This is a genomic window from Streptomyces fuscichromogenes (assembly GCF_014645815.1).
GTDB classification, from domain to species: domain Bacteria; phylum Actinomycetota; class Actinomycetes; order Streptomycetales; family Streptomycetaceae; genus Streptomyces; species Streptomyces fuscichromogenes.
Genome location: NZ_BMML01000024.1, coordinates 34,578 through 54,666, shown reverse-complemented (window position 1 = coordinate 54,666; position 20,089 = coordinate 34,578). Strand labels below are relative to the sequence as shown.

Below are 20,089 nucleotides of genomic sequence, written 5' to 3'. Positions count from 1 at the left end.
CCGAGGGACGCCTGCCGCATAAGTACGACTGCGTGGGGCTGCCTGTGGACAACCGGCGCAGCCGTCTCCGGCGACCTGGCAGCATGGCCATGTGACAGCAGCAACGCACTCCTCCCTCTTCCCGCCGGTACCGGACTCTGCCGACGCGGTGCTCGAAGGGCTCGACCCCGAGCAGCGCGCGGTGGCGACCGCCCTGCGCGGTCCCGTGTGCGTGCTGGCCGGAGCCGGTACCGGCAAGACCCGGGCGATCACCCACCGGATCGCCTACGGGGTGCGGGCAGGCATCCTCCAGCCGTCCAGCGTGCTCGCCGTCACCTTCACCAACCGCGCCGCCGGGGAGATGCGCGGCCGGCTGCGCCAGCTCGGCGCCCAGGGCGTGCAGGCCCGTACCTTCCACTCGGCCGCGCTGCGCCAGCTCCAGTTCTTCTGGCCGAAAGCGATCGGTGGATCCCTGCCTCGGCTCGTCGACCGCAAGATCCAGCTCGTCGCCGACGCGGCCGCCGCCTGCCGCATCCGCCTCGACCGGGGCGAGCTGCGGGACGTCACCGCCGAGATCGAGTGGTCCAAGGTCACCCGGACCGTCCCCGCCGACTATCCCCTCGCAGCCGTGAAGGCCGGCCGGGAGGCCCCCCGCGACCCCGCAGAGATCGCCCAGCTCTACTCGGTCTACGAGGATCTCAAGCGCGACCGCTCCGTGATCGACTTCGAGGACGTCCTGCTGCTGACCGTCGGCATCCTCCAGGACCGGCACGACATCGCCGAACAGGTCCGCGCCCAGTACCAGCACTTCGTCGTCGACGAGTACCAGGACGTCAGCCCGCTCCAGCAGCGGCTGCTGGAGCTGTGGCTCGGCGACCGCGACAGCCTGTGCGTCGTCGGCGACGCCAGCCAGACCATCTACTCGTTCACGGGAGCAACCCCCGACCATCTGCTGGACTTCCGCACCCGCCACCCCGGGGCCACCGTCGTCAAGCTGGTCCGCGACTACCGCTCCACACCCCAGGTCGTCCGCCTCGCCAACGGTCTGCTGGCCCAGGCCAGCGGCCGCGCCGCGGACCACCGTCTGGAGCTGGTCTCCCAACGCCCCGCCGGACCCGAGCCCGTGTACACCGAGTTCACCGACGAGCCCGCCGAGGCCGAGGGCGCCGCCCGCCGCATCCGGGAGCTGGTCGGCGCCGGGGTGCCGGCCGCCGAGATCGCCGTGCTGTTCCGCACCAACGCCCAGTCAGAGACGTACGAGCAGGCCCTCGCCGACGCCGGAGTGCCCTACCAGCTGCGCGGTGCCGAGCGGTTCTTCGACCGGCCCGAGGTCCGCAAGGCGGGCGTCGCCCTGCGCGCCGCCGCCCGCTTCGGCGGCAACGACGCGCTGCTCGACGACACCGTGGACCTGCCCTCCCAGGTACGCGCGGTCCTCTCCGGGGAGGGCTGGACCACCGAGCCCCCGGCCGGCTCCGGAGCGGTCCGGGAACGCTGGGAGTCGCTGGCCGCTCTGGTCAACCTGGCCCATGACGTCGCCGTGGGCCGACCCGCCGCCACCCTCGCCGACTTCGTCGCCGAACTCGACGAGCGCGCGGGGGCCCAGCACGCCCCGACCGTCCAGGGCGTCACCCTCGCCTCCCTGCACTCGGCGAAGGGCCTGGAGTGGGACGTCGTCTTCCTGGTCGGCGTCGCCGAGGGCATGATGCCGATCACCTATGCGAAGACCGACGAACAGATCGAGGAGGAGCGCCGTCTCCTCTATGTGGGCGTGACCCGCGCCAGGGAACGGCTCCATGTCTCCTGGTCCCTCTCCCGCACCCCCGGCGGCAGACCCGGCCGCAGACCCAGCCGCTTCCTGGACGGTCTGCGCCCCGGTTCCACCGGCACCGTCGGCCGGGCCGGCAACGCCGGTGGCGGAGGCGTCGAACGCGGCTTCACCGGCGGCCCCGCGGCCGCGCCCCGGCGCACCCAGCGCACCCCCGCCCGCTGCCGGGTCTGCGGGCGCACGCTGACCGACGCCGGCGAGATGAAACTGATGCGCTGTGACGGCTGCCCGTCCGACATGGACGAGGGACTCTACGAACGGCTACGCGAGTGGCGTGCGGACCAGGCCCGGCTCAGCGGTCAGCCCGCCTTCTGCGTCTTCACCGACAGGACGCTGATGGCCATCGCCGAGAGCGCCCCGGGCGACGACCGCGAGCTGGCCCGCATCCCCGGTGTCGGGATGCGCAAGCTCAACCGTTACGGAGCCGATGTTCTGGCCATCTGCGCAGGCCAGCACCCCGAGGGAGAAGAAAAGGGGGACTGAGGCGAACTCGTCGAAAAAATAGTTTGCGCATGCCCCAGCAATCCCCATAGGTTCTAGGCACGGAAGCGGCGGCCTTCTCGAAGGCCCGGTTCCGTGTTGTACTTGCATATCCAAGCGGATCGGCTCAACACCGGTCCCCTAGACGCCGAGAGGAGGCGAGTCCAGTGATCAGCATCAAGACCAACATCAGCGCGGCCAAAATGACCGATCTCTCGGCCGTCTCCGTGTGCCTGCTCGGCGTCTCGAACCTGGGCACCGGTCTGTCCGGCATTTCCGCCGTGCGTCCGGCGTCCTCCGTTTCTCTCGCGGGTCTTCCTGTCCGTGAGCGCAATGAGCGACCGACGAAGGCACTGGAAGCAGTAGCAGCAGAGGCCAAGGCCTATGCCTTTACCGCGACCGGTGCCGGAAACCGGCAGCAGACGACGCAGCACCACCTGATGTGGGCCTTCCGTGGGCCAGAACCCTGGAGTGATCCAGCCTGATTGATCAGGCCGGCGCCTTCAGGGCCGCGGAACCCCATCCGGGATCCGCGGCCCTTCTGTTTTCCCTCGACAGGGAGAGCGGAGCGAAGGGGCCTCGGGGCAAGAGCAGAACCCGGTACCAGCCGCCAACCGGTCCAACCCGACCGGCACGACCAGACGAGGAAGACCAACCGTGCAACTCGAAGCGCACGCCCCGTCCGTACCGCCTTCCGAAACGATCCCCCCGCCCGGCCTCACGGAGGACTCCACCTTGATCCCGCTCACCGCGCTCACCGCGCTCGACGACGCCATCGAGAACCTCGGCGTACCCGTCCCCTGCCGCTCCTACGACCCGGAGGTCTTCTTCGCCGAGTCGCCGGCCGACGTCGAGTACGCCAAGTCCCTCTGCCGCACCTGCCCGCTGATGGAGGCCTGCCTCGCCGGCGCCAAGGAGCGCCGTGAGCCCTGGGGCGTCTGGGGTGGGGAGCTCTTCGTCCAGGGTGTCGTCGTCGCCCGCAAGCGGCCGCGTGGCCGCCCGCGCAAGAACCCGGTCACGGCATGAACATCCACGGAACGATCGACCGCCCCCTCACGCACGATCCCAAGAAGCAGGCCCCGATGAAGCCGACCACCAGCGAGCCAGTGGGCTCCGCGATCCCAGACTTCACCACCGCCGGTACCGCCACCGGCGTGCGTCAGAACAGGACCCGAGAGATGCAACTCATCCCAGAAGCCTTGGCTCGTGCGCATATGCACGACCGACTGCACGAGGCCGAGCGGGAACGCCGGGCCATGCGCCTGGCGACCGCCCGCCGGATGCAGCGCAGGGCCGAGCGCGCCTCGATGCGTGCCCGCCGTGCACTCGCCATGGCCGTGATGCAGTAACCCAGTACACCTGAAGCGGTGGCCTCCCGACCCTGGGAGGCGAAAGCTCCCCGCGGGGGCCGGTCCGGCCGAACGGACCGGTCCCCGCGGTGCGTTGTACCGTCGGATCCGCGCCGTGGAGTTGTCGTCGGCCGTGACGAGTCCTCCCGGAGGCAGTGATCACGGCGGCTCCGGCAAGGAGCCCCAGCCGCTGCGACACGCCCCCTACTGAGCCTCGACAGCCTCTTCGACCTCTTCGGCCTCTTCGACCTCCTCGGGCACGAACCCGGGCAGCCATGCCTCCAGTTCCTCCCGCAGCCGTACCGTCGCGCCCAGCTGGCACAGCACCCCGATGGTGCTCAGGGTCACCCGGTGTATCAGGAGGTAGGACGGCGGCAGGTTGAGCTGCTTGCCCAGCTGGTGGGCGGGGTTGCGGGGGTCGGCGATGCGGGCCGCCTGGCTGCGCATCCAGTTGCGGGTGAACGTGAACTCGTCGACCTGGGCCGGTTCGATGATCGGCAGCAGATAGTCCAGGACGGCGTCGGGGTCCAGCTCTATGGACTCCTTGACGAACCCCTCCGTGCACAGCAGCTCGTAGACCGCCTCGGCGTCACCGTCCAGCGTCATCCGCAGGGAGTCACCGATCGGACCGGGCAGGCCACCGGAGAGACGGTCGACGGTGCCGAAGTCCAGCACGCCCAGGCGCCACTCCTCCTCGTCCTCCGGCGCACCGGGCAGCAGACGGAAATTGCCGGGGTGCGGGTCGGCGTGCAGCAGGCCGGTGCGGGCCGGGCCCGAGAACAGGAACCGGGCCAGGAGCTGACCGGCCCGGTCGCGCTGCTCCTGGGTACCTCCCGAGATGATCTCGGAGAGCGGTATCCCGTCGATCCACTCCGTGACCAGGACCTGGTCGCACTGGTGCACCACCGCGGGCACCACCACATCGGGATCGTCCGCGAACTCCTCCGCGTGTGCCGCCTGGGCCTGCGCCTCCAGGGAGTAGTCCAGCTCCTCGGAGACCCGGTCGCGCAGCTCAGCGATCAGCGGCTTGATGTCCATACCGGGGATCAGCGGCCCCAAGAGGCGTGCGAAACGGCTCAGTTGCCCCAGGTCGGACAGCAGGGCCTCGCCCGCTCCCGGGTACTGCACCTTGACTGCCACCACCCGGCCGTCCTGCCACACCGCCCGGTGCACCTGGCCGATCGAGGCCGCCGCCGAGGGCTTGTCCTCGAACTCCGTGAACAGCTCACGCCAGTTCTCCCCGAGGCGCGCGGCGAGCACCGAGTGCACGGTGCGGGTCGGCATCGGCGGCGCGGCGTCCTGGAGCTTGGTGAGAGCCGCCCGGTAGGGGCCGGCGACCTCCTCGGGGAGGGCCGACTCGAAGACGGACAGCGCCTGCCCGAACTTCATCGCCCCTCCCTTCAGCTCGCCGAGGACCTTGAACAGTTGCTCCGCCGTGCGCTGTTGCAACTCCCGGCCGACGATCTCCGCGGACTCGCCCACGATGCGCTTGCCCAGACCCCAGGTCGCCCGGCCGGCGAAGCCGAGCGGGAGCGCGGCGAGCTTGGCGGTACGGGTGACCGCCTTCCGGGGAAGATCAGACATGCGCCCTCCAAGTCCCAGTCGGCCGTGCCGCGTCCGCGTGCTCTCGTCGCTCCGCCGACGGCCGTTGCACCACCATTGTCGCGTGTGGATCCCCGTTGGTTGAGGAGTGTTCCCTCTCAGCTTTCTCCGCCGCTCCGCACGGGCATGCGGGGTGCGGCCAGACCGGCCGCGCGTGCCAGTGCAGAACCGGCACGGACGCCTCCCAGCGCACTCCCGCACCGGCCGGCGACTCCCCGTCGAGAAAGGCCAGGGCGTGCGCGGCGGCCAGCCCGGCCACGGCCGCCGCCAGTGTCAGATCGCAGGCGCCCACCCGACGGGCCTGCCCGGACCGCCACTGGGCGATCAGGCGCGGCCAGGCCGGATCCCGGTCCGTGCGGTGCTCGTGCAGACAGCGGGCGCAGCCCGTCCCGCCCGGCAGGACGAGGGGGCCGACCACTCCCGTCCCCTCCACGACACCCGTGTAGAGATGCGGGGTCCCCGAGGCCATGAGCGGTTCGGCGGCGCGCGCGTCCGGGGCGTGCACCAGCACGTCGTCGCGCGGGGCGATGATCACCAGTGCGAGGCCGGGCTCCTGCGCCGAAGGGTCCGGGCGGCGGGGCGGACGGTCCGGGGCCGCCCGGCGGACGACTCTGCGCGCGGCCTCGTCGCGGCGCTCGCCGATCGCCTCCGTGGTCAGCCCGCCCGGCGCCACGTCCCATGGCTGAACGCGGCCCACGTCCCGTACGTCGACCTCGCCGACGCCCGCGCCCGACAGCAGCGCGGCCAGCGTGACACCGACCCGGCCCGCGCCCTGCACCCGCACCCGCAGCGCACGCCGGGCCGCCAGCCGGCCGATCGCGCCGCCCGGCTCCGGAGTGATCAGGGAGAGCGAGGCGAGATCGGGGCGCAGCCGCTCCAGCACCTCCTGCTTCTCGCGCAGCGCCTGCGCCGGTGGCCCGCCGCCGCGTGCGTCGTCGACGAGCCCGGCGCGGGACAGCCGCTCCACCAGCGCGTCGACATGCCCGTCCGGCAGGTCCATGCGGCGCGCCTCCTCACGCAGCAGCGCGAGGCCCCGGGTGCCGTTGAGCAGGTCCAGGAAGCTCCCGGTCGCCGTGTCCATCGGTCCCAGTGTCATCGCGTGCGCGGGAGTCATCCCGAACTGAACGGTGTTGAGATCGCGCCAGCCGCGCCGCAGCGCGGGCTTCACCAACGGATGCATGACGGGCCCCCGTAGCTGTCGAAAGGTCACACAACGTCCCCGTGTGCCGGTGGAGCCGGTCACGCTCCGCCGACGAGTGCCAGCATGCCCGGCCTGCCCGGCGGGCGCCGAAAGTTGTCCACAGGCAGTGGGTATTCGTCGTACAAATCAAACGCATGGTGGGGGATCGGCACCGAACCGTCCCGGACCCGGGACTTCCCGCATGTGCAGCGGGTAACGTCGGGGCGTGCCCGCCGACCCACTGCACCGCGCCGGAAAGCCACAGCGCAGCACGACGAGCCAGCCGCCCAGCGGCTCGGGGGCGAGCGCGATCGAGGTTCGCAGAAGCGCCCGGCGCCGCCGGACCGTTTCCGCGTACCGCGAGGGCGATCGCACCGTCGTGCTGATCCCTGCCCGGATGTCCGAGGCGGAGGAGAAACGCTGGGTGACCGTCATGCTCAACAAACTCGCCGCCCAGGAGAGCAAGCGAGTGCTGGGCGACGCCGAACTGGCCGAGCGCGCCGAGCGGCTGTCGGCCCAGTACTTCGGCGGCCGGGCGCGCCCCGCCTCGGTGCGCTGGGTCACCAACCAGAACACCCGATGGGGCTCGTGCACCCCGTCCGAGGGCAGCATCCGCCTCTCGCACCGGCTCCAGGGTATGCCCGAGTACGTCGTCGACTATGTGCTCTGCCATGAACTGGCGCATCTGCTGGTGCCGGGGCACGGCCCCCGGTTCTGGCGGCTGCTGGAGGCGTATCCGCGGACCGAGCGGGCCCGCGGCTACCTCGAAGGGGTGGTCGCGGCAGACCGGTTGCCCCACGCCCCCGGCGCGCGTGATGAGTGACACACTCCGGGAGCGCTCCCTCCGGGACCGCTGAGCGCCGTTGTGTACCGGGTCTGTACCGACTTCTTCCGATGTCCGAGTTAGCCGTTAGCCTGGCGCGACGCACTCGCATTCGGGATGGGGGACGGTCGTAACGCATGGCCAGGGAATTCCAACGCGGCCACAAGGCCAGGATCAGTGACCTCACGGCGGGCACGGATCTGTACGTAGGTGTGCAGATCACCGGCCCCGGACTGACCTTCGACATCAGCTGCTTCGGCCTCGACGCCGACGAGCGGCTGTCGGACGACCGGTACTTCGTCTTCTTCAACCAGCCGAAGTCGCCCGAGGAGTCCATCCAGCTGCTGGGTGAGCAGGCGGGCGACACGGAGTCCTTCCGGGTCACGCTGGACCGGATCCCGCCGCAGATCCAGAAGCTGGCGTTCACGGCGACCGTCGACGGCGCCGGGCAGATGTCGCAGGTCGCGCCCGGATACATCCGGATCGTCGCGGGCGGCGAGGAGGTGGCCCGGTACTCCTTCAACGGCTCGGAGTTCTCCACCGAGCGCGCTGTGATGCTCGGCGACTTCTACCTGAAGGACGTGTGGCGCTTCGCCGCCGTCGGCCAGGGCTTCGACGGTGGTCTGGAGGCGCTGCTGAAGAACTTCGGCGGCGAGGTGGCCGAGGAGGAGGCGCCCGCCGCGCCCACGCCTCAGCAGCCGCAGACCGGGGCCGCGCCCGGATTCGCGCCGCCCGCCTTCGCCGCCCCGTCCGCGCCGGCCCCTGCCGCCCCGGCAGCTCCCGCGCCCGTGCCGGCCTCCCAAGGCTTCACCCCGCCCCCGGCCCCCGGTCCCGGGTCGGCTCCGAACGTGCATGCCGCGCCCACCCTCATCGCCCCGATGACCCCGCCCGCCGCCGGTACCGTGCCGCCCCCGGGCCCGGCGCCCGCGCCCTACGGCCAGCCGCCCGCCCCGGGCGCGCCCATGCCCCCCGGCTACGGCCAGCCCCCGGCGCCTCCCCAGGCCCCGGGCTCGCCGCCCGGATACCCCCAGGCTCCACCCCCGCCCCCGGGCTACGGCCAGCAGCCGCCGTTCGGGCAGGTCCCCGGCCAGCAGAGCTACGCGGTTCCGCAGGGTGCTCCCCAAGGTGGTGCCGGAGTCGGCGCCGCGCTCCAGAAGTTCAAGGAGACGCCCACCGGGCAGCGCTGGACACCGCAGAACAGCAAGCTGATCCGCGCCGACCTCGGTGTCGGCGGCCAGCCGGTGCTGGCCCGGCAGGGCAGCATGGTGCTCTACCAGGGCAAGGTCGACTTCAGCTACAAGGGCGCCGGATTCGCCGGCCGGATCGTCGGCAACGCCACCGGCCAGGAGATGCAGCTGATGCGCTGCACCGGCAACGGCCAGGTGTTCTTCGCCGAGAACTCCGCGAACCTGCACCCCGTCGAACTCCAGGGCGACGCGATCTGCGTCTCCGCCGAGAGCGTCCTCGCCTTCGACGAGAGCCTTCAGTACGAGGTCCGCCGCATCGAGGGGCACGGCATCCCCGGCGGCGCGCTGTTCACGATGCAGTTCCAGGGCACCGGCACGATCGTGGTCAAGACACACGGCACCCCCGTGGTGCTGCCCGTGACCCCGACGACCTTCGCCGACTGCAACGCGATCGTCGCCTGGTCGGCGGCCTCGCAGGTGATCGTCTCCAGCCAGGTCCGGATGCGGCGCAACGCCTACCCCGGCGACACCGGCGAGAGCGTCAACCTCCAGTTCCGGGGCGCGCCCGGCAACTTCATCGTCGTCCAGCCGTACGAGGTCTGAGGGAGCCCGTCATGAACCAGCCGCTCGCGGGCTATGCCCCCGCACCCGTCACCGCCCGTATGGAGAACCACGGCGACCACATGCTGAAGGTCGCCATGCAGACCGGGAACGACCTCCTCGCGCGCGTGGGGTCGATGGTCGCCTACGAGGGCTTCGTGCAGTACGAGCCCAACCCGCCGGCCGTCCGCCAGATCGCCCGGGACTGGATGACCGGCGAGGGCGCCCCGCTGATGAAGTGCTCCGGGGACGGACTGCTGTACCTCGCCGACTACGGCGCGAACGTCGTCGTCATCAACCTCAACGGCGACGGCATCTCCGTCAACGCCACCAACCTGCTCGCCTTCGACGCCCACCTCACGTGGGGTGTGGAGCGGGTGAAGGGTCTTGCCAAGTTCGCCGGGCAGGGCCTGTGGAACACCAAGATCTCCGGGCAGGGCTGGGTCGCGCTGACCTCCCGGGGCAAGCCGATCGTCGTCGACTGCGGCGGCGGCGAGGACGAGACGTACGTCGACCCGGACGCCCTGGTCGCCTGGTCCCCGAACCTCAAGGTGAAGGGCAAGCGCAGCTTCAAGGCGCAGTCGCTGATCGGCCGGGGCAGCGGAGAGGCCTTCCAGATGGCCTTCTCCGGGCAGGGCATCGTCGTCGTCCAGCCCAGCGAGGACAGCACCGACCGCCTCCGGTTCCGGGGCTGAGGGGGAGTCAGGAAATCATGCAGAGCCCGCTTTTCGCCTTCAACGACTCCCAGGCCCCAGGCCGCTACAGCCTCCAGAACAAGCAGATGCTGCGGGTCGTCCTGGAGGGCCACGACGACATCCTCGCCCGCAAGGGCACCATGGTCGCCTACCAGGGGCTCGTAGAGTTCGACGCCGAGTACCAGGGCGGCAACCAGGCACGCGCGCGTGCCTACACCGGCGAGGGCCTGGACCTGATGCGCTGCCACGGGCAGGGCACGGTCTACTTCGCCAACCTCGCCCAGCACATCCACGTCCTGGACGTCGACCAGGACGGCCTGACCGTGGACAGCAGCTACGTCCTCGCCATGGACTCGTCGCTGCACCACGAGGTCGTCGCCGTGGACAGCCTCTACGGCATCTCCGGGTCCGGGAAGTACCAGCTGAACATCACCGGACACGGCAAGGTCGCCCTGATGACCTCGGGCGCGCCGCTGCTGATGCAGGTCACGCCCGACAAGTACGTCAACTGCGACGCGGACGCGATCGTCGCCTGGTCCACCGGGCTGCGGGTCCAGATGCAGGCCCAGACGCACTCCTCGGGCGTGTGGCGGCGCCGGGGCAACACCGGGGAGGGCTGGGAGCTGAGTTTCATGGGAAGTGGCTTCGCGTTGGTCCAGCCGAGTGAACTGCTGCCGCCGCAGCACGCCCAGATCGGCCAGGGCGTCGCCGCCCAGTTCGGCATGGGCCAGCAGGGCGCGCGTGGGATGAACCAGGGCAACGTCTGGAGCTGACCGGCCGAGCGGTAAGGGGCGCCTGCCCGTGCGGGCGCCCCTTACACATGCGCGGAGATTCTTGGAAACCGCAGGTCAGATCCGTGCGCGGGTCCCTTCCAGCAACCGTACGACCGAGTCGTCGGCGACCTTCGGTACCTCGTCGTAGCCGAACCAGCGCAGGTCGAGGGACTCGTCGCTGATCGCGTGGGCGGCGCCCCGCGGGGCGAGGGCCGCGTACTGGACGTCGAAGTGCCAGTGGCACGGCGCCGGGATCGCGTGCCGGTCCAGGCGGACGGGGCCGCCCGGCAGCAGCGTCAGCCCGGAGATGCCGGACTCCTCGGTCGCCTCCCGCAGGGCCGCTGCCGCCAGGGTGGCGTCGCCGGGCTCGCAGTGGCCGCCCATCTGCAGCCACATCCGCAGCTTCCTGTGGAGGGTCAGCAGCACCCGGCCGTGCTCGGGGTCGACGACCAGCGCGCTCGCCGTGACATGACCTGCGTGACAGGCCTTCCAGACGCCGTCCGAGTGCTCCGCGAGGTGGTCCAGGTAGGCCTGGCGCAGCTCGTCCTGGCCCTCGTGCCCCTTGAGGACGAGGACCACGTCGTCGTACAGGCTCACTCGGTGTCGTCGCCCTTTGCCTGGTCCTCCTGGCCGTCCTTCTTGTGCAGGTCGGGCCTCTGCGCGGCCTCGCCGAGCATCTTGTCCAGCTCGGAGAAGTCCAGCTGCTCGCGGTGCACGAAGCCGTCCGGGTCGTCCAGGTCGCCGGCCGTCGGCAGCATGTCCGGGTGCGCCCAGAGGGCGTCACGGCCGTCGACACCGCGCGCGTCCGTGAGCGAGGCCCACAGGCGGGAGGCGTCGCGCAGCCGGCGCGGGCGCAGCTCCAGGCCGATCAGCGTGGCGAAGGTCTGCTCCGCGGGGCCGCCCGTGGCACGGCGGCGGCGCAGGGTCTCGCGCAGCGCGTCGGCGGTCGCCAGACGCGGTTTCGCGGCCGCGTGGACCACCGCGTCGACCCAGCCCTCGACGAGCGCCAGAGCGGTCTCCAGACGGGCCAGGGCGGCCTTCTGCTCGGGCGTGTCCTCCGGCTGGAACATGCCCTGCTGAAGGGCGTCCTGGAGCTGCTCGGGGTTCTGCGGGTCGAACTGGCCGACCACGTCCTCCAGCTTGGCGGTGTCGACCTTGATGCCGCGCGCGTACCCGTCGACCGCGCCGAACAGGTGCGAGCGCAGCCACGGCACGTGCGAGAAGAGGCGCTGGTGGGCCGCCTCGCGCAGCGCGAGGTAGAGCCGCACCTCCTCCTTGGGCACGCCGAGGTCCTTGCCGAACGCCTCGATGTTCACCGGCAGCAGCGCGGCCTTGCCGGCCGGGGTCAGCGGCAGGCCGATGTCGGTCGAACCGACGACCTCGCCCGCGAGCACGCCCACGGCCTGCCCGATCTGGGTGCCGAACATGGCGCCGCCCATCGAGCGCATCATGCCGATCAGCGGGCCCGCCATGGCCTGCATCTCCTCCGGCAGGACGTCGCCCATCGCGGCGCCGACCCGCTCGGCCACCGGGTCGACCAGCTCCTGCCAGGCGGGCAGCGTCGCCTCGACCCACTCCGCGCGCGACCAGGCCACGGCCGAGCCGGAACCGGACGGCAGCGACGTCGCGTCGTCCAGCCACAGGTCGGCCAGCCGGACGGCCTCCTGGACCGCGGTGCGCTCGGCGGGACCGACGCTCGCGTCCTTGACGCCGTCCGAAGTGCCCTGGGAGACCGTCTGGCGGGCGATCTGCTTGGCCATGTCCCAGTTCACCGGGCCGCCCTCGTACGAGAGCATCTGGCCCAGCTGCTGGAACGCCGCGCCCAGGTCGGTGGGGTTCAGTGAACCGAACATGGCAGCGAACGGATTGTCGGCGCCGGGACCGCCGAAGCCGCCGGCCCCGGGTGTGCCGAAACCGAACGGGTTGGCCGGTCCCTGCCCACCACCGCTCTGCTGGTCCTTCTTCTTGCCCTCGTCGCCGTCTTCCGGCTCCTCCGGCGGAAGGCCGAAACCGAATGGGGTGTCACTCACGGGAATCCTCGGCTGGTAAGGCCACCGGTTCTCTCCGGCGGCGCGGCTGACCGACAACACCACCCAGCGTAGACACCCTGACCCGATCGGGCCTCGGTGCTTCGCCGACAGTCGGCCTGCGGCAGGATGGATGCCACCTGGTACGTACGCGTCACTCACGCTCGTACTGAAGACAACCGCTGGAGACGCCCGGTGAGTTCCCCAGATCCGCAGGTTCGCGCAGCGCGAAACCCGTCAACCCCTGCCGCCGTGCGCGGGCCCGTCGTCGCCGTGACCGGCGCCGCGACCGGGGTCGGCGCGCTGCTCACCGAGCGGCTGGCCGCGTCCGAGGAGATCAGGCAGGTCATCGCCATCGACGAGCGGCGCGGGGAGTGCCCGGATGCCCAGTGGCACATCCTCGACGTGCGGGATCCGGCCATCGCGGACAAGCTCCGCGGGGCCGACGTGGTGGTGCATCTCGCGCTCGACCTGGATCTGGAGACCGATTCGGCCGCCCGGACGGCGTACAACGTGCGGGGGACGCAGACCGTGCTGACGGCGGCGGCCGCGGCCGGTGTGCACCGCGTGGTGCTGTGCACCTCGGCGATGGTCTACGGCGCGCTTCCGGAGAACGAGCTGCCGCTGTCCGAGGACGCGGAGTTGCGGGCGACGGCGGAGGCCACCGGGGTCGGCGACCTGCTGGAGATCGAGCGGCTCGCGCGCCGGGCGCCTCGCGCGCACCCTGGGCTCAATGTCACCGTCGTGCGCCCCGCGGTGCTGGTCGGGGGTACCGACACCGCGCTGACCAGGTACTTCGAGTCGCCTCGGCTCCTTGTCGTGGCCGGGTCGCGGCCGGCCTGGCAGTTCTGTCACGTCGAGGATCTGTGCAGTGCGCTGGAGTACGCCGTCCTGGAGAAGGTCGACGGGGAGCTCGCGGTCGGGTGCGACGGGTGGCTGGAGCAGGAGGAGGTCGAGGAGCTCAGCGGGATCCGGCGGATGGAGCTGCCGTCGGCGGTGGCGCTGGGGGCCGCGGCTCGGCTGCACCGGATCGGGCTGACGCCGTCGCCGGCCGGGGATCTCGCGTACACGATGTATCCGTGGGTGGTGAGCGGGAGCCGGTTGCACGACGCCGGGTGGCGGCCGGGGTGGACGAACGAGGAGGTGCTGGCCGAGTTGCTGGAGGAGGTGGCGGGGCGGCACACGGTGGTCGGGCGGCGGCTGGGGCGGAAGGACGCGACGGCGGCGGGGGCGGCGGGGGCGACGGTGGCGTTGTTGGGGGCGGCGGCTGTGGTGCGGCGGGCTCGGAAGGCGCGGCGGCGGATCTGAGGGCGGGTTCTCGCCCCCGCCGCCCCTACCCGTCCCGTCCTCCAGGGGGTGGGCCCCCTTCGACCGCCCGATTCGGGGGCTGCCGCCCCCGGACCCCCGCATCGGCCTTCGGCCTCGTCCTCAAACGCCGGACGGGCTGACAGATGTCATCGAACGCCGGACGGGCTGAAAGACAGCCTCGAACGGCGGACGGGCTGGAGAGCGGTGCGGACCGGCTGTCGTCCTCAAAGGGGGCTTGCGGCACCATGGGGGTATGGCTGCTGTGAGTGATCATCCTGGGGAGCGGGGCGCTGACGATCCCGTGAAGTTGGTCGGGATTCGGGAGGGTGCGCTCTCCGTGGACGAGGTCTTCGCGGCCGTGGGGGACGACGCGGCGGGCGGGATCGCGCTGTTCGTGGGGACCGTGCGGAACCATGACGGCGGCGCCGACGTGGACGCGCTCGGGTACTCGTGCCATCCCAGTGCCGAGAGCGAGATGCGGCGGATCGCCGAGAAGGTCGTCGCCGAGTACCCGGTGCGGGCGCTGGCCGCCGTGCATCGGGTGGGCGACCTGCGGGTGGGTGATCTCGCCGTGGTCGTCGGCGTGTCGTGTCCGCATCGGGGCGACGCCTTCGAAGCCTGTCGGAAGCTGATCGACGACCTCAAGCACGAGGTGCCCATCTGGAAGCATCAGAAGTTCTCGGACGGGACGGAGGAATGGGTCGGGGCCTGCTGAATGACCCCTGTCCGGCCTCCGCTTGCGTAACCGTACCCCTCGCGTGAGCGTTGTCAGTGCGGGTGATTAATCTGCTGATCGGTCAGTCGCGGATGCTCATGGGGTTGGAGGTCGGCATGGCAGCGCTCGTCTGGTTGCTGATTCCGCTTTTGGCGGCGGTCGGTGCCGGTCTGTGGGGCAGCTGGGCCAACCGGACCAGGAGAGCGCGCAGCGACGGGCCGGAACTCGACGGCTACGCGCGCTTCCGCGAGGCCATGGAGAAGTCCCGCTCCGGCAGCTGAGCCGCGTGTGGGGGGTGGCCCTGACGGTGCGCTGACAGACCCGTCCCGTACTGTCTTCGCATGCCACGCCGCACCGCGACGATGCTCGCCTCCACTCTGATGCTGATCGCGCTCCTGTGCGCCGGAGTGCTCATCAACGTGCCGTACTCGGAGATGTCTCCCGGCCCGACCGTGAACACGCTCGGGGACCACGACGGCGAGCCGGTGCTGCAGATCTCCGGTCACAAGACCTACGCGACCTCCGGGCATCTGAACATGACCACGGTGCGGGTCACCAGCGCCGACTACAAGATGAACCTCGTCGAGGCGGTCTACGGGTGGCTCTCGCACGACAACAAGGTCGTGCCGCACGACACGCTCTACCCGGACGGCAAGACGGAGCAGCAGTCCACCCAGGAGAACGCCGAGGAATTCAGCGAGTCCCAGGAGAGCGCGAAGGTCGCCGCCCTGAAGGAGCTGGGCGTCCCGGTGAAGTCCTGGGTGATCGTCTCCACGGTCCTCAAGGGCTCGCCGTCCGAGGGCAGGCTGCACGCCGGTGACGTGATCAAGGCCGTCGACGGCACGGCGATCAAGGAGCCGGCCGACGTCGCCACCCTGGTGACCAAGCACAAGCCCGGCGAGAAGGTCGTCTTCACCGTCGTCCCGGCCAAGGAGCAGGCCGCCGCCGAGAAGGCGAACAAGACGGCCACCAAGACCCAGAACGTCACCATCACCACGGCCACGTCGGACGACAGCGGCACGAAGCGCGCCATCGTCGGGATCTCCGCCGGGACCGATCACACGTTCCCGTTCTCCATCGACATCAAGCTCGCCGACGTCGGCGGGCCGAGCGCCGGGCTGATGTTCTCGCTCGGGATCTACGACAAGCTCACCCCGGGCAGCCTCACCGGCGGCAAGTTCGTCGCGGGTACCGGCACGATCGACGACGACGGCACCGTCGGTCCGATCGGCGGCATCTCGCTGAAGACCATCGGTGCGCGCAGCAAGGGCGCCCAGTACTTCCTCACCCCGGCCGACAACTGCGCCGAGGCCGCCAAGGACACCCCGAGCGGGCTCACCCTGATCAAGGTCAAGACCATCGACGACGCTCTCGGTGCCCTCAAGGACATCCGCAGCGGAGACACCGGCGCCCTGCCGAAGTGCACCACCAAGGGCTGAGAGGGCGGGTACGAGGCCGGGGGCGCCCTTCCTGACGAGGGACGCCCGCGGCGGCGGTCTCAGTCCTCGAACGTCGCCTTCAGGGCGTCCGCCAGGCCCGGGACCAGCTCGGGGCCGGTGAGGACCTCCGTCGGCGAGTCCTTCTCGCGCAGGCGAACCGCCGAGTCGCGGCTGCCGTCGCGCAGCACCGCGACCGTCATCCGGACCTCCTGGCGGTCGGGGTGGCTCGCCACCCACTTGGCCAGCCTGGCGTCGCTCAGTCCCTCGGGGACCTGGGACTCGGCGGACGGCGGCAGCATCAGGCGTTCCACCGTGAGCGCGCAGCCGACCACCGCGTCCGGCCAGGCGATGGTGCCCAGGAACTCGTCCAGCGCTTTGTCCGTTGGCACTTCGTCCTGCTCGATCGGAGTGAGCCCGGTGGTCGTGGACTCCTCGTCCAGACCGAGCTGGGCGGCGAGAGCCGGTTCCTGAGTGCGCAGCCGCGCGGTGTCGACGAGGGCGAAGAGGCGAGCGGGCTGGTCCCAGCCGAGGCCGGAGGCGTACTCGTCGATCTCGAGTACGGCCCGGGTGAGCGGGTTCGCTGCCATGGGAGTGTTGGACATGGTCACAATCCTGCCTCGTTCATGGCCGGAATCGGGAACCGAGTAAACCGTGAGTAAGTTGCATAGGTGTGGCCCCGCGATCACGGGGGGCCACGGAGGGCCCCGGGACCCGGGGTTCTGATGGAACAAAAGCGGATCAACAGCCGATCTGTGAGCAGATCTACGGCGACAACAGCGACTTCGAGGTGCGCACCTTGGCTTTCCAGATGCCGGACCGCGGCGGAGGCCCGACGGGGCCACGGATCAGAGCGGCGGGCCGACCGTCCCGGCGTGTCCGGACCCTGCTCCTGACACTGGGCGTCCTTGCCGTGCTCGGCATGGCGTTCACCATGTTCGCGGGCTTCTGGACGGACTGGCTCTGGTACCGGTCGGTGCACTACTCCTCGGTGTTCACCACCACCCTGTGGACCAAGATCGGGCTGTTCTCCGTCTTCGGCCTGCTGATGGCGGCCGCTGTGGGCTTCAACATCTGGCTCGCGCACCGGTTGCGGCCCCCGCTGAGCGCCATGTCCATGGAGCAGCAGAGCCTCGACCGCTACCGGATGGGCATCGCGCCGTACAAGAAGTGGCTGCTGCTCGCGGTCACCGCGCTGGTCGGGCTGATCGCCGGCGCGTCCGCGGCCGGCCAGTGGCGTACCTGGCTGATGTGGGTCAACGGCGTGCCCTTCCACCAGCAGGACCCGCAGTTCCACCTCGACGTCTCCTTCTACGCCTTCGACCTGCCCTGGTACCGCTTCCTGCTGGGCTTCGGCTTCGCCACCGCGATCCTCTCCCTGATCGCCGCCGCGCTCACCCACTACCTGTACGGCGGGCTGCGCGTCACCAGCCCCGGCGCGCGCGCCACCGGTGCCGCGACCGGACACCTCTCGGTGCTGCTCGGCCTCTTCGTCGCGCTCAAGGCGGTCGCCTACTGGCTCGACCGTTACGGACTGGCGGTGAAGTCCAGCGACTTCAAGGCCACCGACAACTGGACCGGCCTGAGGTACGTCGACGCGAACGCGTACCTGCCGGCCAAGACGATCCTGTTCTGCATCGCCGTCATCTGCGCGCTGCTGTTCTTCGCCACCCTGTGGCGGCGCACCTGGCAGCTGCCCGTGATCGGCTTCGGCCTGATGGTCCTGTCCGCGATCCTCATCGGCGGCCTGTATCCGGCGATCGTCCAGAAGTTCCAGGTCCAGCCCAACGAGCAGGCCAAGGAAGCCCCGTACGTCCAGAAGAACCTCAAGGCGACCCGCGAGGCGTACGGCATCGACGACACCCAGGTCAGCGAGTACACGGGCAAGAGCACCACCACGGACAAGACCAAGCTCCGGGACGACGTCGACGACACGGCGAGCATCCGGATCATGGACCCCAACATCGTGTCGCCCACGTTCCAGCAGCTCCAGCAGATGCGGAACTACTACGCGTTCCCGACCAACCTGGACGTGGACCGCTACACCAAGGACGGGAAGGTCCAGGACACCGTCCTCGGGCTGCGCGAGCTGAACCTGGCCGGCATCCCGAAGAACAACTGGATCAACGACCACTTCCGCTACACCCACGGCTACGGCGTGGTCGCCGCCAAGGGCACCGAGGCCGACGACCAGGGCCAGCCGGTCTTCACCGAGTCCGACCTGCCGTCCACGGGCTCCCTGGGCACGTTCCAGCAGCGTGTCTACTACGGCGAGAAGACGACCACGTACTCGATCGTCGGCGGTCCCCAGAAGGAGATCGACTACTCCGACGACAACGGCGAGAAGACCACCAGCTACCAGGGCAAGAGCGGGGTCAGCCTCTCCAGCCCGATCAACCGGGCCGCGTACGCGGTGGCGTTCAACGAGCCGCAGATCCTGTACTCCGGCGCGATCGGCGAGGGTTCGCGGATCCTGTACAACCGCACGCCCAAAGAGCGCGTGGAGGCGGTCGCCCCCTGGCTGACCATCGACGGCGACGCCTACCCGGCCGTGGTGCAGGGCCGTATCCAGTGGATCGTCGACGCCTACACGACGTCGAACGGCTACCCCTACGCCTCCCGTACGACCCTCGGTGACACGACGGCCGACTCGCTGACCGCGACCAACAACTCCCGTGCGGTGGTCGCCCAGCAGAACCAGGTCAACTACATCCGCAACTCGGTGAAGGCGACCGTCGACGCGTACACCGGCGCGGTCAAGCTCTACCAGTGGGACACCGAGGACCCGGTGCTGAAGACCTGGATGAAGGCCTTCCCCGGCACGGTGCAGCCGAAGAGCGCGATCTCGCAGGACCTGATGGACCATCTCCGGTATCCGCAGGACCTGTTCAAGGTCCAGCGCGAGCTGCTCACCCGCTACCACGTGACGGACGCCCAGACGTTCCTGACCGGCAGCGAGGTGTGGCAGGTGCCGGACGACCCGACCAACAACTCGGGCGACGCGGTGCCGCCGTACTACCTGAGCATGAAGATGCCCGACCAGAGCGCGCAGGCGTTCTCGCTGTCGACGACGTTCACCCCCAACGGCCGGGACAACCTCAGCGCGTTCATGTCGGTCGACTCCGAGGCCGGTTCCAAGGACTACGGCAAGATCAGAATCCTGAAACTGCCGACCAGTACGACCGTCGACGGACCCAAACAGGTCCAGAGCAAGTTCAACTCCGAACAGGAGATCGCCGCCGCCATCAAACTCCTCAAGGGCGGCGACTCCGAGGTGGAGTACGGGAACCTGCTGACCGTGCCACTGGACGGCGGCCTGCTGTACGCGGAGCCCGTCTACGTACGCGGTGCCGGTGTCAAGTACCCCTTGCTGCGCAAGGTGTTGGTGACCTACGAGGGCAAGACCGCGTTCGAGAACACCCTCGACCAGGCACTCGACAAGATCTTCGGCTCGGACGGCACGGACACCGGATCCTCGGACACCGGGACCACCACACCGCCGACGTCCGCGAACCCCACCGTCCAACAGGCGCTGGACGACGCCCAGAAGGCCTTCGAGGCGGGCCAGGAGGCCCTGAAGAAGGGCGACTGGACGGCGTACGGCAAGGCGCAGGACGAGCTTCAGGACGCGCTCAAGCGGGCCGAGGAGGCGCAGTCCAAGGCGGGGAAGGCCGGCGGCGGCACGACGGCGAGCAGCAGCCCGAGCCCTGCCGCCAGCAGCAGTCCGAGTCCCAGCGGCAGCCCGAGCCCCGGCGCGAGTGCCAGTCCGAGCGGATGACCGGGGCACGGCCGGAGCGGGATGACCCCGATCAGGGTGGTCCCGAGCCGGTGATGCCGCACGGGTGATCCCGCACTGGTGATCAAGCCGCCCCGCCCCGTGATAAGGTTGCATCACAACGGCGCGGGGTGGAGCAGCTCGGTAGCTCGCTGGGCTCATAACCCAGAGGTCGCAGGTTCAAATCCTGTCCCCGCTACTGAAGTCGAAGGCCCGGATCCTCTTGGGATCCGGGCCTTCGCGCATGTCCGCGGCCGGACGGCGGTGCCCCTCCGGACGGCTCCCGGTGTCCGGACGGGCGGCGAACGCATGTACCGGTAGCTGGGTCGCCGTGC

The 20,089-nt window shown here is 70.4% G+C and carries 18 protein-coding genes and 1 tRNA gene; 14 read left to right on the top strand and 5 right to left on the bottom strand.

The window, feature by feature from the left end; all coding sequences use genetic code 11:
* The first annotated feature begins 91 nt into the window (after positions 1-91).
* The 4 genes from IEZ11_RS38345 (at position 92) to IEZ11_RS38330 (ending at position 3,633) form a co-directional block, all read left to right on the top strand.
* Positions 92-2,287: an ATP-dependent DNA helicase UvrD2 gene (locus IEZ11_RS38345; protein ID WP_189267637.1), complete on the top strand. Its 2,196-nt coding sequence runs from the start codon at positions 92-94 to the stop codon at positions 2,285-2,287.
* A 164-nt stretch (positions 2,288-2,451) separates the two neighbouring features.
* Entirely contained in the window at positions 2,452-2,769 is a 318-nt protein-coding gene (locus tag IEZ11_RS38340; RefSeq protein ID WP_189267636.1) for a hypothetical protein, read from the top strand.
* 172 nt (positions 2,770-2,941) lie between these two features.
* Complete coding sequence (locus IEZ11_RS38335; RefSeq protein WP_020119791.1) at positions 2,942-3,310, top strand: WhiB family transcriptional regulator; 369 nt, start codon at positions 2,942-2,944, stop codon at positions 3,308-3,310.
* Positions 3,307-3,633 (top strand): putative WhiB-interacting protein, encoded by a 327-nt coding sequence (locus IEZ11_RS38330; RefSeq protein ID WP_189267635.1) that lies wholly within the window; start codon positions 3,307-3,309, stop codon positions 3,631-3,633. Before IEZ11_RS38335 ends, IEZ11_RS38330 begins: the two co-directional genes overlap by 4 nt.
* Positions 3,634-3,837: 204 nt before the next feature.
* On the opposite strand, the gene IEZ11_RS38325 is transcribed toward IEZ11_RS38330, so the two are convergent.
* Positions 3,838-5,217, bottom strand: a complete 1,380-nt coding sequence (locus IEZ11_RS38325) for an ABC1 kinase family protein (protein ID WP_189267634.1) — start codon at positions 5,215-5,217, stop codon at positions 3,838-3,840.
* Positions 5,210-6,415 (bottom strand): TOMM precursor leader peptide-binding protein, encoded by a 1,206-nt coding sequence (locus IEZ11_RS38320; protein WP_189267633.1) that lies wholly within the window; start codon positions 6,413-6,415, stop codon positions 5,210-5,212. Before IEZ11_RS38320 ends, IEZ11_RS38325 begins: the two co-directional genes overlap by 8 nt.
* Positions 6,416-6,641: 226 nt before the next feature.
* Here IEZ11_RS38320 and IEZ11_RS38315 point away from each other — a divergent pair, with 226 nt between their 5' ends.
* From IEZ11_RS38315 to IEZ11_RS38300, 4 genes are all read left to right on the top strand, one after another.
* The gene (locus IEZ11_RS38315) at positions 6,642-7,238 is read left to right on the top strand and encodes a M48 metallopeptidase family protein (RefSeq protein WP_189267632.1); all 597 of its coding nucleotides are present in this window, start codon (positions 6,642-6,644) and stop codon (positions 7,236-7,238) included.
* 137 nt (positions 7,239-7,375) lie between these two features.
* On the top strand, positions 7,376-9,028 hold the full coding sequence (locus IEZ11_RS38310; RefSeq protein ID WP_189267631.1) for a TerD family protein: 1,653 nt from the start codon (positions 7,376-7,378) through the stop codon (positions 9,026-9,028).
* Positions 9,029-9,039: 11 nt separating this feature from the next.
* Positions 9,040-9,720 carry an AIM24 family protein gene (locus IEZ11_RS38305; RefSeq protein ID WP_067248146.1) on the top strand — a complete coding sequence of 227 codons (681 nt, stop codon included), beginning with the start codon at positions 9,040-9,042 and terminating at the stop codon, positions 9,718-9,720.
* Positions 9,721-9,737: 17 nt separating this feature from the next.
* On the top strand, positions 9,738-10,493 hold the full coding sequence (locus tag IEZ11_RS38300) for an AIM24 family protein (RefSeq protein WP_189267630.1): 756 nt from the start codon (positions 9,738-9,740) through the stop codon (positions 10,491-10,493).
* Between the two features lie 75 nt (positions 10,494-10,568).
* Here IEZ11_RS38300 and IEZ11_RS38295 read toward each other — a convergent pair whose 3' ends face one another.
* Complete coding sequence (locus IEZ11_RS38295; protein ID WP_189267629.1) at positions 10,569-11,090, bottom strand: NUDIX hydrolase; 522 nt, start codon at positions 11,088-11,090, stop codon at positions 10,569-10,571.
* Complete coding sequence (locus IEZ11_RS38290; protein WP_189267628.1) at positions 11,087-12,523, bottom strand: zinc-dependent metalloprotease; 1,437 nt, start codon at positions 12,521-12,523, stop codon at positions 11,087-11,089. Before IEZ11_RS38290 ends, IEZ11_RS38295 begins: the two co-directional genes overlap by 4 nt.
* A 192-nt stretch (positions 12,524-12,715) precedes the next feature.
* On the opposite strand from IEZ11_RS38290, the gene IEZ11_RS38285 reads away from it, so the two are divergent.
* From IEZ11_RS38285 to IEZ11_RS38270, 4 genes are all read left to right on the top strand, one after another.
* Positions 12,716-13,828 carry an SDR family oxidoreductase gene (locus IEZ11_RS38285; protein ID WP_189267627.1) on the top strand — a complete coding sequence of 371 codons (1,113 nt, stop codon included), beginning with the start codon at positions 12,716-12,718 and terminating at the stop codon, positions 13,826-13,828.
* 253 nt (positions 13,829-14,081) lie between these two features.
* Positions 14,082-14,543 (top strand): molybdenum cofactor biosynthesis protein MoaE, encoded by a 462-nt coding sequence (locus IEZ11_RS38280; protein WP_189267626.1) that lies wholly within the window; start codon positions 14,082-14,084, stop codon positions 14,541-14,543.
* Positions 14,544-14,605: 62 nt separating this feature from the next.
* A complete protein-coding gene (locus tag IEZ11_RS38275; protein WP_189267761.1) occupies positions 14,606-14,824 on the top strand; it encodes a hypothetical protein in 219 nt (72 codons plus the stop codon).
* A 60-nt stretch (positions 14,825-14,884) separates the two neighbouring features.
* Positions 14,885-15,982 (top strand): YlbL family protein, encoded by a 1,098-nt coding sequence (locus IEZ11_RS38270; protein ID WP_189267625.1) that lies wholly within the window; start codon positions 14,885-14,887, stop codon positions 15,980-15,982.
* A 59-nt stretch (positions 15,983-16,041) separates the two neighbouring features.
* Here IEZ11_RS38270 and IEZ11_RS38265 read toward each other — a convergent pair whose 3' ends face one another.
* Complete coding sequence (locus IEZ11_RS38265) at positions 16,042-16,584, bottom strand: PPA1309 family protein (protein ID WP_268239950.1); 543 nt, start codon at positions 16,582-16,584, stop codon at positions 16,042-16,044.
* Between the two features lie 206 nt (positions 16,585-16,790).
* Between IEZ11_RS38265 and IEZ11_RS38260 the strand changes: the two genes are divergently transcribed.
* Positions 16,791-19,757: a UPF0182 family membrane protein gene (locus tag IEZ11_RS38260; protein WP_189267751.1), complete on the top strand. Its 2,967-nt coding sequence runs from the start codon at positions 16,791-16,793 to the stop codon at positions 19,755-19,757.
* A 122-nt stretch (positions 19,758-19,879) separates the two neighbouring features.
* Positions 19,880-19,953: transfer RNA gene (locus tag IEZ11_RS38255), tRNA-Met, on the top strand.
* Positions 19,954-20,089 lie beyond the last annotated feature (136 nt).

Excerpts from the sequence above, each read along its gene's own strand:
- IEZ11_RS38260 (WP_189267751.1), top strand. The coding sequence starts at position 16,791 with ATGCCGGACCGCGGCGGAGGCCCGACGGGGCCACGGATCAGAGCGGCG.
- IEZ11_RS38325 (WP_189267634.1), bottom strand. The coding sequence starts at position 5,217 with ATGTCTGATCTTCCCCGGAAGGCGGTCACCCGTACCGCCAAGCTCGCC.
- IEZ11_RS38305 (WP_067248146.1), top strand. The coding sequence starts at position 9,040 with ATGAACCAGCCGCTCGCGGGCTATGCCCCCGCACCCGTCACCGCCCGT.
- IEZ11_RS38265 (WP_268239950.1), bottom strand. The coding sequence starts at position 16,584 with ATGTCCAACACTCCCATGGCAGCGAACCCGCTCACCCGGGCCGTACTC.
- IEZ11_RS38310 (WP_189267631.1), top strand. The coding sequence starts at position 7,376 with ATGGCCAGGGAATTCCAACGCGGCCACAAGGCCAGGATCAGTGACCTC.
- IEZ11_RS38330 (WP_189267635.1), top strand. The coding sequence starts at position 3,307 with ATGAACATCCACGGAACGATCGACCGCCCCCTCACGCACGATCCCAAG.
- IEZ11_RS38270 (WP_189267625.1), top strand. The coding sequence starts at position 14,885 with ATGCCACGCCGCACCGCGACGATGCTCGCCTCCACTCTGATGCTGATC.
- IEZ11_RS38300 (WP_189267630.1), top strand. The coding sequence starts at position 9,738 with ATGCAGAGCCCGCTTTTCGCCTTCAACGACTCCCAGGCCCCAGGCCGC.
- IEZ11_RS38280 (WP_189267626.1), top strand. The coding sequence starts at position 14,082 with ATGGCTGCTGTGAGTGATCATCCTGGGGAGCGGGGCGCTGACGATCCC.
- IEZ11_RS38320 (WP_189267633.1), bottom strand. The coding sequence starts at position 6,415 with ATGCATCCGTTGGTGAAGCCCGCGCTGCGGCGCGGCTGGCGCGATCTC.